Source organism: Enterovibrio sp. FF113 (assembly GCF_041439165.1).
GTDB classification, from domain to species: domain Bacteria; phylum Pseudomonadota; class Gammaproteobacteria; order Enterobacterales; family Vibrionaceae; genus Enterovibrio; species Enterovibrio norvegicus_A.
Map to the genome: position 1 here is coordinate 104,119 of NZ_JBGONO010000014.1, position 14,969 is coordinate 119,087.

Here is a 14,969-nt window from a genome sequence, read left to right on the forward strand (position 1 = left end):
AGACCGCAGATCCGTGGGCAGCGGCATTAAACAAACTAGAAAAGTAATCATATTTTCAATCGGTTAGATGAAGTCGTCACCATTGTGCTCGTGGTTATACCCAAGCAACCTCAAGATGTTTGTTCAGTGAGAATTTGCTAGGGTGTAGATTGAATAAGCCAAGATCACATATGGAAATGACATGGAATCAGGCTGGGAATCACTAACACTGGTTTTTCTTGCACCGCTGTTTTTAATCTGCATGGTGCTTGAATACCGACTGCTGCGCAGGCAAGGCACCAACGACTATTCGTTGAAAGAGCTAGTGTGTAACTTTAGCCTTGCCGGTCTTCATCAAGGCGCAGATATTATCGCCACCGTTCTACTCATGCCTTTCTTCTTATGGCTGTATCAGTTTCGCCTGTTCGATATCACCATGACGCCATTGGCGGTATTTTCCGCATTTATTCTTCAAGATTTCTTTTATTATTGGTTTCATCGAACATCGCATAACGTGCATTGGCTATGGGCCTCACACGTTGCCCATCATAGCTCCGAGAAGATGAACTTCACGACGGCGTTTCGCCAAAGCCTGACCTACCCCATTTCAGGCATGTGGTTGTTCTGGACCCCGCTCATGTTACTTGGTTACCCACCGACTTTCGTTGTGGTGGTGGTTGCACTTAACCTTGGCTTCCAATTCTTTGTTCATACCTGCACAGTGGAAAAATTGGGTTGGATTGAACACATTTTCAATACGCCCTCTCATCACCGCGTGCATCACGCTCGAAACCCAGAATACATCGACAAAAATTTTGCAGGCGTCTTGATCATATGGGACAAACTGTTTGGTACTTTTGTTGAAGAAAGAAGCGACATCCACATTCATTACGGTATTCCACATGCCATAAACAGTTGGAATCCCTTTGTGGTGACCTTTCACCAATGGAAAACACTCGTCACGCTGGCCTTTTCGCCTGCCAAGACGCCCATAAGTGTTCGTCTAACCTATTTGTTTGGCGCTCCCAAGATCAGTGATAGCACCATTCGAAATAAGCCTCCCAAAAGTTCGACAAACTAAAATTAAGCTGACTCACCACATGTCAGCCTAAGTTGTTGGAAAAAGTGACTAGAAATCTTTTGCGAAAAAGCCAGCACACATCGCAATTTTCAACGCATTACTGCGCATCCATGTCCCGCTACTAAGAAAGCCCTACAAGTCGCACTAAAGCCCAATCAAAGCTGTGCCTATACTTTATTATTAAAAATGTAACCGCTTACATTTTTAATATAACTATTCAAACAGCTCAGTTGGCTCATTAAGTAGGAGGCACTATGTCGGATAAGAAAGGACATTCATCAGACACGGACGCGCAACAAACGGAAGGCATTTACGACCTCTATGACAAACACCCAGAAACCGCAGACGAAAAGGTGTTTGGTCGAAAAAGCCACTCTGACAGACGTGGATTTCTAAAAGGCGCAGGCTTGGCCACCATGGCTGCCGTGCTTGGCGGCGCGATCCCTTTTCATCGCAATATGCCTGCAGGCATGGTTCCCGCCGCATTTGCTGAAGGGCTCGATGATGTCACCATTGCAGGGAAAGATGGCCTGATCGTGCTTAACGACAGACCATTAAACGCTGAAACGCCCCCTCACCTGCTTAATGACGATGTCACGCCAACAGCACGACATTTCATTCGTAACAACGGTATTCCACCAATTGCTGTCGATGCTGACACGTGGACACTGACCATTGATGGTTTAGTCGATAAACCCATGACACTCACCATCGAAGATCTCAAGAAGAACTTCGACGTGGTTGAGCAACAATTGGTCGTGGAATGTGGTGGTAATGGCCGCGCGTATTTTGAACCGAAAGCCAAAGGCAACCAATGGACCTTGGGTGCTGTTGCGTGTTCATCTTGGACGGGCGTTCGCTTGGCTGACGTATTGAAAGCAGCCGGCGTACAAGAAGGCGCGGTGTATACCGCCCACTACAGTGCCGATAAACACCTTTCGGGCAAGGAAGGCAAACTGCCCATTTCTCGTGGGGTACCGATAGAGAAAGCCTTGGGCGGTGAAAACCTGATTGCCTTTGCACAAAATGGCGAAGCATTGCACGACATGAACGGTGCGCCGCTTCGTTTGGTTGTGCCAGGTTGGCCGGGTTCGTGTTCACAGAAATGGCTCACCAAAATCACGGTGCGAGATCAAGTGCATGATGGGCCGAAGATGACAGGCAAAGCCTATCGCGTGCCTAATCGCCCCGTTGCACCGGGAGAGAAAGTCGATAAAGACGATTTTGTGATCATAGAAAGAATGCCTGTGAAGTCTCTGATCACCTCGCCGCAAACGAACAGTGAAGTCGCAGGTAAAGAAGTCTTAGTACGCGGCCATACGTGGTCTGGGGATCGTAAAGTCTCCAAGGTTCAACTGTCGAACGATTTCGGCGCAACATGGATCGATGCCGATCTTTCCGATCCCGCGAATGACGGCGCATGGCAAACCTTTGAATCAAAAGTCACTTTCCCGCAAGCCGGTTATTACGAAGTGTGGGCAAAAGCCACCGATGACCAAGGCGTTAGCCAACCGTTCGCGATTGCATGGAACCCGAAAGGCTACCTCAACAACAGCTTTCACCGCATCGCACTTGTAGTGAAAGGGTAGGTGAAATGGCTTTGATGAAATCTACTATTGCGTCGTTATTCGGCGCTGCTTTCTTGTTTTCTTCCCTAGCTGCCAACGCTGCTGTTGATGCCTTGGTTGCTGCTGGGGAACAACAAGCTGCCGTGTGTAAAGCGTGTCACCAAGTAGAACCCAACGGTATCACGATTGTTGGCCCGCCTCTTTACGGAATAGCTGATCGAGAAATCGCCGCTTTTTCGGGTTTCAATTACAGTGAGGGGCTTTCCGCTAATCGTATTGAAGGTAAAACATGGGATGAAGAATCCCTAGATGCCTTTTTAGCCTCACCCGCTGAATTCGCACCGGGCACGAACATGGTGTATCCCGGCGTGAAAGATCCTGGTGCACGCGCGGCTATCATTGCATGGCTCGCCACGAAAAACCCGACGCCGCCAAATTGGCAAAGCAGCGACGACGTTGTTCCTGTGAAAGCCTTGGGGGAGGGCATTCTTACCTCGGATGAAAACATGGCATTGGTTGCGTCTACCTGTTCCGTGTGCCACTCATTACACCTTGTTGTGCAGCAGGGGCTCAGCCGTGATAGTTGGGACGAAACGTTGGAATGGATGGTTGATGAACAAGGCATGGATGAGCTAGACCATGAGGCTCATGAGCGCGTCCTCGATTACCTCGCCACCTACTATGGCGAATAGCTGACGGGGAATAGCGAGATCTGAGTTTTGTTCTCAATTGTGGGCGGAGCAACTGCGCAAAACTGCACCGCTTCCCTTTCTAACAATCTGATATCTCTAGTAAGCTCTACGTCATACCCAATGACAATGTATTAGGCTAATGACACGCATCCAATCGATACGACGCTGTGCAGTAACGGTCTCTTTATCCCTGACCGTTACTTCTTTCTGTACTTCAGCTAACTCCGAGCCTGATCTTGGAAGTACTCCTCTCGTTGGTGCCATTTATAACAGCAGTCAGCTGGTTTATTCTAATATCTACGAATCTATGAATATCAGTGCAGCCACCAGCCGTGACATCGCGCTGTTTATGGTTGGTGGTGTCGCGCTCGATGCATTGGTATTGACCTTACCTCTCGATGCGAGCGTTAAGGCCAGAGTCATTTCTCAGTTATCCAATCCGAAATACGCGATTCAGCTCGGGCACTTGCTCTATAGCTTTTACGATCGCTACACCGGCGAAGTGGTTAACCAAGACATCTTCAAACAGTATTTGCTGGACACTTTCACTGAGGCTGAACTCGCGCAATGGCAGCATTCATTGTTCTCACTCGACGGCAAAAAAGAGGTGTCCAAATCAAGCAGCCATGGCCCTAAAACCGAAGAACAAGCCCTGCTGAATCGACAGTTCATCGCCGCACTTGTGACGCTTTATGATGCCCTTTTTGGCAAAGATAAACTGCTTTATGGCGATGACCTGCCCGATCAATATCAATACCTCACGGACAGCAAAGCAGACAGGGAAACGGTCGCCACCGTGCAGCAAGTGCTGGTAAACATGCTCACTAAGTACAGTGAAAGCCTTGAAGAAGGCGACATGAAAGCGGCCATTCTCAGCATTATTGATGACGCCAAACCTGAAAACCAGACCAAAAAGAACAATCGCGCCCAAGCCATTACCATCAGCTTGGTCGATTTTGTGCGATTAAATGTGTTGAAAGGCTATCGTCAATACCTGCTTGAAGGCGCGAAAGTCGACGCATTAAACGCGTGGATGCAAGACGCACTGAACGATGAGCCCAATGCATTACTTGCCTATTTAGCGCATCAAAACACACGTCCCTTTGCCGTTCAAATGACAGTTGATGGTCTGCAACAAGGCCTGATTCAAGGCTTGGTGAGCAAGCAACCTTCACCTTTCTTGCAGCAAGTGAAGCGCGATGAACAAAACATCGAAGGCTTTGCACCGAAAGGCGTCGAAATCACTCAGACAAACCACTTGCCAGATAACACTTTCTTGTTTGAGATTGCGGACACACCTTATACCGACCCACGCTACCTGCCTTTCTTCAGCAGACTTTATCAAGAAGGCGCGAAGGGCGTTGTGGAATATGGTGTGTCGACCACACCCACCATCAGCGTACGCAATTTGCCGATCATCAAAACCGGTGCAAACGTGGCAGGCGACGGTGGCACGGGTATCCCGAATTTTCACTTTGTCGATCGCGAACAAGATCGCGCCTATTACTTCTTTGGTAACGACGCCATTCAGCTCGATCCACTATTTAGTGGTAACGGTGCAAAGACGCAATTTGAGCGGTTGGTTCCACTGGTCACGCTTAACTGCAATGCACAATATGATTGGTATGCGCAATCCAGTTACGACCCTCTGATTAACCTTGGCCTCGGGGAGGCGATACGTGATTTTGGTGAGCAGCGCTGCTTGAAAGATCTACGCAAGCGCGGCGAGATAGAAGTCTCCCTTCACTCGATGCGCGAAAGCTTAATAAAAGACATCCACGCCTATCAAGACATCACATGGTGGACGCCGCTAACGCGCTCGACCAAGCGATTAACCATAAAAGACAAGCTGGGAGATTACGCCAAGCTTTCTCAAAAAGGCCTACCTGACTTTGTGTTGGCCTATAACCCTTGGGCAGACCATTTCGCCCATTTCACGGGCCCCTTTGCAAATGAAATTCTCGCGCCAACGGGCGAGCTCAATCGTTTAGATTTTTGGCTCGGAGAAATGGAAACGGTTTACCGCAAAGCAGGCGTTTACGATCAGGTGCTTTGGGGCATAGCCGGCGATCATGGTTTGTCACCTATCTACCATATCGTTAGCCCAGAGAAAGAAGTGTTTGAGGGCATCCAATCGGATTACGACATGTCTTTGCGTATTCGCAAGATTTCATCTGATGAAGGAGAAGGGCCTAAAATCACCCACACCTTCGATTACCCAAGTAATAAAGGGATTGATGTCATTGTGGCATCCACCGCGGGTGGTAACTACATGATGGATCTATTCAATAGCCAACGAGGCTGGGAAACACAGCCTCTCTATAGCGAACTCACTTTCTGGAAGCCGTTATCCGCGAAGAAGGATGATCCTGCGATAGACATGGTGCACGAAACCGTTTCACGCCTTGGCGATAGCTTGGATTACCTTGCGGTTCGCGAACAAGACTGCAGCTTATCGGCCTGTACGTTGCGTTTGGTCGCGGTGAAAGATGGCGTTCGACATGATGAATTTATTACTCGCAACGGCAACCGCACTTTGTATCACGCTAAAAACGGCCAAACACCTGTGCTGTTGAATCTTTATGAGACCAACCCTTACGCAGCAGCGTTGAGCGAAACAGAACAGCAGGAGAAATCTGCGTTAATTGACCAGTGCATGAACAAAGTAGACGCAACCAGTCCGCAGACCTGGTGTGATAAAAGCACATGGCAACAGCTAACAAGACTCACCCCTAGACCGGACAGCGTCAATCAGCTTGCCCACCTTTATGATGAAAGCCGAGCAGGCACCATCAACCTTTTCCCCGCACAAGGCGTTGGCTACAACACCAAGGTACCCGGACGTCATGCTGGAGAGCATTTTCATGAGAAAGATGCCTTCATTGGGTTTTGGGGGACACCGGTTACCGCTCACCAACGCGTGACAACTGCAATCAATGGCTCTTTGTCACCCACCCTCTATGAGTATTTGTCCGGCAATTCTGTAGAAGTTGGCGAAGACGGTTGGGGTTTTCCATCACTATTGCCCAATCTTATTGGTACGCAACCATTGGAATAACACTCGCGAACACATGAAGGTCTCCTGATCTCCTACTGGAGACCTTTACGCAGTAGCTCACGATTAACCAATTGAAATACGAATATAAATCACAATTCATGCCGACTACTTAATGCTTTGTTCGCATTTTTTGCTGTCTCCGCGTACATCGTTCAAACGCTGAATCTGTCTATTTTCGACTGTACATATGCCATACAAACCCTATCTGATTAATAAGAAATCGTAATGCATTCATCACAAACGCTCTAAATCCCACCTAAGTTGATTATTCTTTTATGTATTTCAGTGACACTTTGCACAATTTGCTAGTCTTTATGTGTCGGCATGCAGTTCTACTCAACTCATCAACGGGTGAGTAGCGCCTTAATTTATTCGCTTTATCGTTAAGGTATTCGCATTAAGGATTCGACCATGAAATTGAATTTCGGACTTTTAGCACTTTTGGCTGCTTTCATCGCTTTTCCTTCTTTAGCTCATGCTCAAGAAGGAATGGTTCAGATTCAAAGCCAATACAGTGTCCCCATTACGACAGAACGACTAATCGTCGCCGCCAAAGCCCGTGGTCTCAATGTTATCGGACGCGTGAATCACGCAGAAGGAGCAAAAAATGCAGGTATGTCATTACGCCCAACGGAGTTAGTCATCTTTGGTAACCCTAAAGTTGGCACACCGATGATGGTGTGTAGTCAAACAGCGGGTATCGATCTTCCGCAAAAAGCACTGATTTGGGAAGATGCTAAAGGAGAAGTGTGGTTAGGCTACAACAACCCTACCTATGTAGCAGAGCGGCATCGTATTGAAGACTGTGGAATGTCTGTTAAAAAGGTAGAAAAAGCGTTGCTCTCTTTAGCAAAATTGGCCACTCAACCTTCACCTCAATAGCGATGGATTGATCGACTCTTTTTCAAAAACGAAAAACAAAAAACCCGCAGGCTTTCGCGTGCGGGTTTTTTAGTATTACTGACTTAGTAAGAATTACTTCTTAGCGTTAAGCGCTTTAACGTCAGCAATAACTTTTTCAGCAACGTTCGCAGGACAAGGTGCGTAATGTGCAAATTCCATAGAGAATTGGCCGCGACCTGAAGTCATTGTACGTAGGGTACCGATGTAACCAAACATTTCTGACAATGGTACGTCCGCTTTAACACGAACACCCGTTACGCCAGCCATTTGGTCTTTGATCATGCCACGACGACGGTTAAGGTCACCGATTACATCACCAACATGGTCATCTGGAGTGAACACGTCTACAGCCATGATTGGCTCTAGAAGTTGAGCACCAGCTTTAGGCATAGATTGACGGAATGCACCTTTCGCTGCGATTTCAAATGCTACTGCAGATGAATCGACTGCGTGGAAGCCACCGTCAAGTAGCTCGATTTCAACATCAAGTACAGGGAAACCAGCAAGAACACCAGTATCCATCATGCCTTTGAAGCCTTTCTCGATTGCAGGCCAGAATTCTTTAGGAACGTTACCGCCCACTACAGAAGACTTGAACGAGAAACCTGAACCAACTTCGCCTGGCTTCATGATGTAGTCGATCTTACCGAACTGACCAGAACCACCAGACTGTTTCTTATGCGTGTAGCTATCTTCAACAGCTTTAGTGATAGTTTCACGGTAAGCAACTTGTGGTTGACCAACAGTGAGGTCTACGCCGTAAGTACGCTTCAAGATATCAACTTTGATGTCTAGGTGAAGTTCGCCCATACCTTTCAGGATGGTTTCACCAGTTTCTTCATCAGTTTCAACTTGGAACGTTGGATCTTCTGCAACCATTTTACCGATTGCGATACCCATTTTCTCAGAACCGCCTTTGTCTTTAGGAGCAACTGCGATTGAGATTACTGGCACTGGGAAGATCATTGGCTCAAGCGTAACTTGGTGCTTAGGATCACACAGAGTGTGACCAGTCTGCACATTTTTCATACCAACGATAGCGATGATATCACCAGCTTGAGCGCTAGTTAGTTCGTTACGGTCATCTGCTTGCATCTCAACCATACGGCCAACACGCTCAGTTTTACCAGTAAACGAGTTAAGGATGGTGTCACCCTTATTCAGTTTGCCTGAGTAAATACGTACGAATGTTAGTGCACCAAAGCGGTCATCCATGATTTTGAATGCTAGCGCTTTGAAGGTTTCGTCAGCAGAAACAATAGCGTGCTCGCCATTTTCTTCGCCGTTTTCGTCCATCAGTGGTTGTGGATCAACTTCAGTCGGAGAAGGAAGGTAATCAACAACAGCATCAAGAATAAGTTGCATACCTTTGTTCTTGAAAGCAGAACCACAGTAAGCTGGGAAGAAGTCCATTGTGCGAGTACCCTTACGGATACATGATTTAAGCTGCTCAATAGATGGCTCTTCGCCTTCCATGTATGCTTCCATCAGCTCGTCGTCTTGCTCAACAGCAGTTTCGACTAGCATCTCACGGTATTCTTCTACTTGATCAAGCATGTTCTCAGGAACATCTGTGATCTCGTAGTTTTCAGGAAGACCTGAGTCATCCCAAACGTATGCTTTACGAGTCAGAAGGTCTACAACACCGCAGAATTCGTCTTCGATACCGATTGGCAGAACCATAACCAATGGGTTAGCAGCTAGCACGTCTTTAGTTTGCTTAACAACTCGGAAGAAGTCTGCACCCATACGGTCTAGTTTGTTAACGAAGATGATACGTGCAACTTCTGATTCGTTCGCGTAGCGCCAGTTAGTTTCTGACTGAGGCTCAACACCACCAGAACCACAGAAAACACCGATACCACCATCAAGTACTTTCAGTGAGCGATAAACTTCTACAGTGAAGTCAACGTGTCCCGGAGTATCGATAACGTTAAAACGGTGGTCTTTCCAGAAACAGCTAACTGCTGCTGACTGGATGGTAATACCACGCTCAGCTTCCTGTTCCATAAAGTCGGTAGTAGATTCACCATCGTGAACCTCACCAGTTTTGTGGATTTGACCGGTAAGCTTAAGGATACGCTCGGTAGTAGTGGTTTTACCCGCATCAACGTGCGCGAAAATACCAATGTTTCTGTATTTACTTAGATCTGTCATTGTTCGTCTCTATAAACAATTACTGGCTTATATAAGGGCGGAGATTATAGCAGGCGTTGTCGCGTAAAGAAACATGTAGTACACAGCGAGATAATTTAAGTTTATGTTGCTGTATTTGTAACCACATTTCTGGCTCGATCGTGCTTATCTTCGCCGTTCTTTTCAGCTTGCGCGTTTATGCAGGTGGCATTAATCCCAATCCTGATTCCATTAAAAGTGACGACTATGTTTGTGGATACAGATTGGCTTTTTTTCAACCATACGCACCCAGTTACTCGAACTTTGCCTTACCTCTTCGCAAAATCGAGAGGAACAACTCAGTTTTGCTTCAACAAATCCTTATAGTCGGTGCACTTTTTTTGCGCGAGTCGCGCTTAGTTTTGCGTCTAAGGAATTTGTATGTCTTCCGCCCGTATTTCATCGTTAGAGATGGGACGCCTATTGGCAATTCTTGCCGTGATCATTATCCATGCTGGGCCTTTGCGTGGTGACGCCTACAGCCAAAACATCAATATACTCTCTGATGTCATCAATCAACTGTCTCGTTTTGCGGTTCCTTTCTTCTTTTTGCTGACGGGGTATTTTAGCCAGCCCAAACTGACTCAGGCACCGTCTAAGACATTCTCACATTATGCCAAGCCTCTGGTGGCTATCTGGTTAGCGTGGAGTGCTATCTATCTGTTGATCCCTTTTCGTTTCGATGTGGCGATGACAGAAGGCTATCTAGCTGCTCGTATTGGATACTGGAACTTTCTATTAGACTCACCCCTGAATACGTTATTTGAAGGTGGCATGGTTCATCTTTGGTACATTCCAGGGTTACTTTGTGCCCTTGGCATCATTGCATTACTCATCAGATTCAAACAGCAATCCTTAATGGTGCCATTGGCCCTCGGTCTCTATATGTGGGGCCTAGGTGCAGGAAGCTATCAACCCATCATGGAAGGTGAGGCGCCAATTTTCACCCGCAATGGTCCCTTCTTTAGCTTGCTGATGGTTGTCGCGGGCTTCGAATTACGTCGTCGAAACATAACATTTTCAACAAAGGTATCAGTAGCAATGTTCTTGGGTGGGTTGTCATTATGTTTGGCAGAAGGGGCATTGCTCAGTCAATACGATATTTGGATGGCAACACATGACTTCTTGCTAGGTACGCCAATCATGGCCATCGGTATTTTTAGTCTGCTACTCAATCACCCAACGTGGGGGAATTCACCCGTGACGTTTGCTTTGAGTCAGCGTGTTCTGGGCGTTTATGTGGCGCACTTTGTTGTGATGATTGTGTTGTTTAACGTCCTTGGCGCTTTCGCCATCGAAGGACCTGTTAAAGATATGTTGCTCGCGCCATTGACTGTTTTACTCTCATTTGGATTGGTTTTCTTGTTGGAAAAGCTGCCTTTCACACGCTTTCTAGTCCAAATGAATAACAGTAAACCTCACCAGATCCCGCGCACCAAAGCAGCCTAGTTAATAAAACTCGCCGTCTGCTAAAGATAAAAAGTCCGGAGAGTGAAGTGAGTCCGGACTTTTTTTACCGATGATCACCCGCGGGCGTATCCTGAAGCAGACTATCGATTTTCTTCAAAAAGCTGTCCTTGAGATGAGCCTGGTCATACTTAAGATCATAAATGTTGTGAAATCCAATATGCAATTCAACACCATTGCCCTTCAAATACACGTTATATCCATCATAGTCAGTTGATGCTTCAACCCCTTGATAGCGTTTACCAAATTCAGTCGTTTCGCCTTTTTCCATAATCACTTCGAACGCCGCCAACAACTTGGCAATGTTGAGTTCATTTTTCATGACGCACCTCTTATTGCTTACATTTGGAATAAACAAACTCCTTTCAGCATTTCGGTAGCAAAGAGCATGTCACTGTTCATGAGTATGATTTTCAATACACGAGTGTGCAAAACAAGGATCACCGAAAAGTGATCGGTAACGCTACGCCATGTGATTAAGTATACAAGTGTTGCGCGACTATCTGGCTTGGTCGTCTCACACAAAAATATGCTGGTATGTCCGACAGGAGCCGATGCATGACTCAAGTCAATCAATGTCTATTCCACCTTTCCTTATTTTATCACCCCCTTTCACTCTCAAATCAAACGCATCGCTACTAAGACACGGTCAACCAATTAATAATTAAAGATAAATGTTGGCCCTACCGCGTGATTACGTTCACAGATGTGAGATCGCTTATTGGTTATTTCTTCCGCTTTAGATCATAGCTATTTCACTAACTTGTAAAAAAAACGTAACAAGATATTCGTACCGTTCGAAGCAGACGTGCCAAGTTAGCTCCGAACAGCAAGGATGATGCCTACGCTGTCCCCCATCAAAAGGAACGAAAGATGAATAGCTTAAAACTCACTGTTGCGCTTGCAGCAGGAACATTGCTCTCTGCGCAAGCTGTCAATGCTGAAACCCTTCGCCTGTTGACGTGGGGGGGGTATGCACCGCAAGAAGTGATTGACCAGTTCGAGAAAGAAACGGGTATTGAAGTCAAAGTCACCAAATCAAACAATGAAGATATGATTTCAAAACTGCGCGCAACGCGCGGCTCAGGCTTTGATCTCGTTCAACCAAGTCAGGACCGTATTACCGGCGCACAACGTGATTTTGGTATCTATCAGCCTATCGATATGAGCAAGGTCGACACGGCACTGTTGATCCCTTCCATGGTAGACGCCACCAAGAAAAACACGGCACTAGATGGTGAGGTTTATGGTGTACCACACATTTGGGGTACCAGCGGCTTGGTCATAAACACCAAAGACGCAGGCATGATCAAAGATTACACCGATCTGTGTAATAAACAGTACGAAGGCAAAGTGTCTTATCGCCTCAAGCGACCAACCTTAATAGGCTTCGCATTTGCCATGGGAGAAGACCCGTTTGCCGCCTACAGCGATCCGGCTAAATACAAAGCCATTTTGGACAAAGTAGAAGCGAAGCTGGTCGAGTGCAAACCCAACGTGAAAGCGTATTGGTCAGGCGGTGATGAGCTGCTCAACCTTGTGCGTTCTGGTGAAGTGGTTGGTGCAATGGCGTGGGATGCAGGTGGATGGAAAGTAAACAGAGACAATGCTGACATCAATTTTGTCGCCCCTGCTTCTGGTGCGCTAGGCTGGATTGATACCTTCGCGATTCCAAGAAAATCCAAAGCGGTTGATGCCGCTTACCAGTGGATTAACTTCGTTAACCAGCCTGAGGTTGCCGCAAAAATCACTGAGTCAGCAGGCAACTTTACTGCGTCTAAAGGTGCAGATAATTTTGTCAACGACACCGCAAAAGCCCAGTTCCAAACCAGCTTCCCGCAAGCAGACATCGATAACATCAAATGGTATCCAACTGTGCCTGCTGGTTTAGAAGAAATGGAAGGCTTGGTGCTCGATCGCGTGAAAGCAGCAAACTAAGCTCGTTAGTCTCCCATCACGGCCTGTGATCCGCACAGGCCGTTTCTATCACACTCTTTATCGCATGTTTTTGGTCGTTTTTGTTGACCCATATTGTGACCTAGTCTGAACCAATTGGCGGTACTTTCATGACAGAACACCCTATCCCGGATCTCGAATGCCGGGCATTGACCAAAGCCTTCGCCGATTTCACGGCCGTAGACAACATTGATTTCACCGTGCCTAACGGCAGCTTCTTCTCCATTCTCGGCCCATCAGGTTGCGGAAAAACCACCCTGCTAAGAATGCTTGCCGGGTTTGAGCAAGCCAGTCATGGCGACATTTTTATTAAAGGGAAACGAGTAAACGATATCAGCCCAAATCGACGCCCCGTCAATATGGTGTTTCAGCATTTGGCCCTTTTCCCCACCATGACCGTGGCTGAAAACATTGGCTATGGGCTTCGCCGCCGCAAAACGCCGTCGCATGAAATTAAAAAGAAAATCGATGAAGTGCTCGCGCGCGTGGGACTTTCTGGCAGTGGTCCAAAGCAGATTTCCCAGCTTTCTGGCGGTCAAAAACAGCGTATAGCCATCGCGCGGTGTCTGGTATTAAACCCTGACGTACTTTTGCTTGATGAACCTCTCGGCGCGCTGGATTTAAAACTGCGCGAACAAATGAAAGTGGAACTGAAACACTTACAACAAGAATTTGGTACCACCTTTGTTTACATCACCCACGACCAATCAGAAGCCTTGGTCATGTCCGACCAAGTCGCCGTAATGAACAACGGCCAGTTTGAACAACTCGGCACACCGCAGGACCTTTACTATTCACCTTCCACCGCATTTGTCGCCAAATTTGTCGGCGAAAATAATCAACGCACGGGCACCGTCACTGCCATCAATGGCAACGTGGTTACCTTGAAAGGCGAAGGCGGTGACATTATGCAGGCCAATGCGGGAAGCCCGCTTTCAATTGGTCAACGCTCTGATGTGTTTGTGCGTCCAGAAGCGATCAGCATTGCTTTTCCAGACGCCAAGCCTGCGACTGCCGACAACGGGTTTGATGTCGCAGTGAAAGAGATCCTGTTTGACGGTTCTCGCAGCCAATTGGTGGTCGATTGCCCACAGCACCAAACGCAATTTTCCGTTCAATTACCGCAAACCGAAGCGTTTCGTCATGTACGTCCTGGCGACGCACTGTTTGTGCATTGGCAGTCGCAGTTTTCTCGCTGCCTACCCTCACAGAAATAGGACTCCACCATGATTGAACGAGGTAACCGACTTGCCCTGTTTCTGCTGCTGACGCCCTTTCTACTTTGGCTGACACTGCTGATCATCTTGCCTCATATGCAGATGTTTTCTATTTCGATTCACGACCGCGCGGTCGGTGGCGCGAAGGTACTGAGTATCGAAAACTACGCCACGTTTTTCAGTGAGCCTCTTTACTGGCGTACCTTTATGCGCACCGCGGTGATGTCCTTGTTAGCAACAGCCCTAACCTTAGTGATCGCCTTTCCAGTCGCCTTTTATATTGCCAAGGTGTGCCAAGGAAAAGCTAAAAGCTTGCTGTTTGTCGCCTGTTTACTGCCATTTTGGGTCAGTGAATTGGTGCGATCTTACGGCTGGATGATCTTGTTACGCGAGTCAGGGTTAGTGAGCGGTTTACTGCAAACCCTTGGCCTTGTTGATCAACCCGTTGAGCTACTATACAACGATGTGACCATCATGGTGGGGTTGGTCTACACCTCCATGTTGTTTATGGTCGTGCCCCTTGTCACCACACTAGACAGCCTTGATAACAGTCTTATTGAAGCGGCCTATGATTTGGGCGGAAGCAGTTGGGATGTAATGCGAGAAGTCGTGATACCCCATGCCATGAGCGGCATTGTGGCTGGGTGCATTGTGGTCTTCATGCTGACGTTAGGTAATTACCTCACCCCAACATTGCTGGGCGGAAAAGACAGCCTGTGGTTTACCGAACAAATATTTACCCAGTTCATCACTCGCTTCAACTGGGAACAAGGCTCTGCGTTCGGCATTTTGCTGCTGGGCATGTCATCACTGATGGTCTGGGGCGGCTTGAAGCTGACTCGACAATCCTTCGTTAAGACAATGGGGTAACAA

General features: G+C 47.3%; 11 protein-coding genes. 9 read left to right on the forward strand and 2 right to left on the reverse strand.

Annotated elements, in window-relative coordinates:
• Nucleotides 1-181: 181 nt before the first annotated feature.
• From ACED36_RS12950 to ACED36_RS12970, 5 genes are all read left to right on the forward strand, one after another.
• A complete protein-coding gene (locus ACED36_RS12950) occupies nucleotides 182-1,060 on the forward strand; it encodes a sterol desaturase family protein (RefSeq protein ID WP_017003179.1) in 879 nt (292 codons plus the stop codon).
• Between the two features lie 254 nt (nucleotides 1,061-1,314).
• Entirely contained in the window at nucleotides 1,315-2,649 is a 1,335-nt protein-coding gene (locus ACED36_RS12955; RefSeq protein ID WP_017003178.1) for a molybdopterin-dependent oxidoreductase, read from the forward strand.
• A 14-nt stretch (nucleotides 2,650-2,663) separates the two neighbouring features.
• The gene (locus ACED36_RS12960) at nucleotides 2,664-3,320 is read left to right on the forward strand and encodes a cytochrome c family protein (protein WP_029486774.1); all 657 of its coding nucleotides are present in this window, start codon (nucleotides 2,664-2,666) and stop codon (nucleotides 3,318-3,320) included.
• Between the two features lie 307 nt (nucleotides 3,321-3,627).
• On the forward strand, nucleotides 3,628-6,378 hold the full coding sequence (locus tag ACED36_RS12965) for an alkaline phosphatase family protein (RefSeq protein WP_016962443.1): 2,751 nt from the start codon (nucleotides 3,628-3,630) through the stop codon (nucleotides 6,376-6,378).
• Between the two features lie 411 nt (nucleotides 6,379-6,789).
• Nucleotides 6,790-7,260 carry a DUF302 domain-containing protein gene (locus ACED36_RS12970; protein ID WP_016962444.1) on the forward strand — a complete coding sequence of 157 codons (471 nt, stop codon included), beginning with the start codon at nucleotides 6,790-6,792 and terminating at the stop codon, nucleotides 7,258-7,260.
• A gap of 93 nt (nucleotides 7,261-7,353) precedes the next feature.
• Here the strand turns inward: ACED36_RS12970 and fusA are convergent, their stop codons facing one another.
• Nucleotides 7,354-9,438 (reverse strand): elongation factor G, encoded by a 2,085-nt coding sequence (fusA, locus tag ACED36_RS12975; RefSeq protein ID WP_016962445.1) that lies wholly within the window; start codon nucleotides 9,436-9,438, stop codon nucleotides 7,354-7,356.
• A gap of 399 nt (nucleotides 9,439-9,837) precedes the next feature.
• On the opposite strand from fusA, the gene ACED36_RS12980 reads away from it, so the two are divergent.
• On the forward strand, nucleotides 9,838-10,905 hold the full coding sequence (locus ACED36_RS12980; protein WP_016962446.1) for an acyltransferase: 1,068 nt from the start codon (nucleotides 9,838-9,840) through the stop codon (nucleotides 10,903-10,905).
• Nucleotides 10,906-10,969: 64 nt separating this feature from the next.
• Here ACED36_RS12980 and ACED36_RS12985 read toward each other — a convergent pair whose 3' ends face one another.
• Nucleotides 10,970-11,245 carry a DUF3081 family protein gene (locus ACED36_RS12985; RefSeq protein ID WP_016962447.1) on the reverse strand — a complete coding sequence of 92 codons (276 nt, stop codon included), beginning with the start codon at nucleotides 11,243-11,245 and terminating at the stop codon, nucleotides 10,970-10,972.
• 551 nt (nucleotides 11,246-11,796) lie between these two features.
• Between ACED36_RS12985 and ACED36_RS12990 the strand changes: the two genes are divergently transcribed.
• The 3 genes from ACED36_RS12990 (at nucleotide 11,797) to ACED36_RS13000 (ending at nucleotide 14,966) form a co-directional block, all read left to right on the forward strand.
• Nucleotides 11,797-12,861: an extracellular solute-binding protein gene (locus ACED36_RS12990; RefSeq protein WP_371733383.1), complete on the forward strand. Its 1,065-nt coding sequence runs from the start codon at nucleotides 11,797-11,799 to the stop codon at nucleotides 12,859-12,861.
• A gap of 128 nt (nucleotides 12,862-12,989) precedes the next feature.
• Nucleotides 12,990-14,096 (forward strand): ABC transporter ATP-binding protein, encoded by a 1,107-nt coding sequence (locus tag ACED36_RS12995; RefSeq protein WP_016962449.1) that lies wholly within the window; start codon nucleotides 12,990-12,992, stop codon nucleotides 14,094-14,096.
• Between the two features lie 9 nt (nucleotides 14,097-14,105).
• Nucleotides 14,106-14,966, forward strand: a complete 861-nt coding sequence (locus tag ACED36_RS13000) for an ABC transporter permease (RefSeq protein WP_016962450.1) — start codon at nucleotides 14,106-14,108, stop codon at nucleotides 14,964-14,966.
• The last annotated feature ends 3 nt before the right edge of the window (nucleotides 14,967-14,969 follow it).

Coding starts and splice junctions, on each gene's coding strand:
- ACED36_RS12990 (WP_371733383.1), top strand. CDS start 11,797: ATGAATAGCTTAAAACTCACTGTTGCGCTTGCAGCAGGAACATTGCTC.
- ACED36_RS12980 (WP_016962446.1), top strand. CDS start 9,838: ATGTCTTCCGCCCGTATTTCATCGTTAGAGATGGGACGCCTATTGGCA.
- ACED36_RS13000 (WP_016962450.1), top strand. CDS start 14,106: ATGATTGAACGAGGTAACCGACTTGCCCTGTTTCTGCTGCTGACGCCC.
- ACED36_RS12995 (WP_016962449.1), top strand. CDS start 12,990: ATGACAGAACACCCTATCCCGGATCTCGAATGCCGGGCATTGACCAAA.
- ACED36_RS12965 (WP_016962443.1), top strand. CDS start 3,628: ATGAATATCAGTGCAGCCACCAGCCGTGACATCGCGCTGTTTATGGTT.
- fusA (WP_016962445.1), bottom strand. CDS start 9,438: ATGACAGATCTAAGTAAATACAGAAACATTGGTATTTTCGCGCACGTT.
- ACED36_RS12960 (WP_029486774.1), top strand. CDS start 2,664: ATGAAATCTACTATTGCGTCGTTATTCGGCGCTGCTTTCTTGTTTTCT.
- ACED36_RS12970 (WP_016962444.1), top strand. CDS start 6,790: ATGAAATTGAATTTCGGACTTTTAGCACTTTTGGCTGCTTTCATCGCT.
- ACED36_RS12950 (WP_017003179.1), top strand. CDS start 182: ATGGAATCAGGCTGGGAATCACTAACACTGGTTTTTCTTGCACCGCTG.
- ACED36_RS12985 (WP_016962447.1), bottom strand. CDS start 11,245: ATGAAAAATGAACTCAACATTGCCAAGTTGTTGGCGGCGTTCGAAGTG.
- ACED36_RS12955 (WP_017003178.1), top strand. CDS start 1,315: ATGTCGGATAAGAAAGGACATTCATCAGACACGGACGCGCAACAAACG.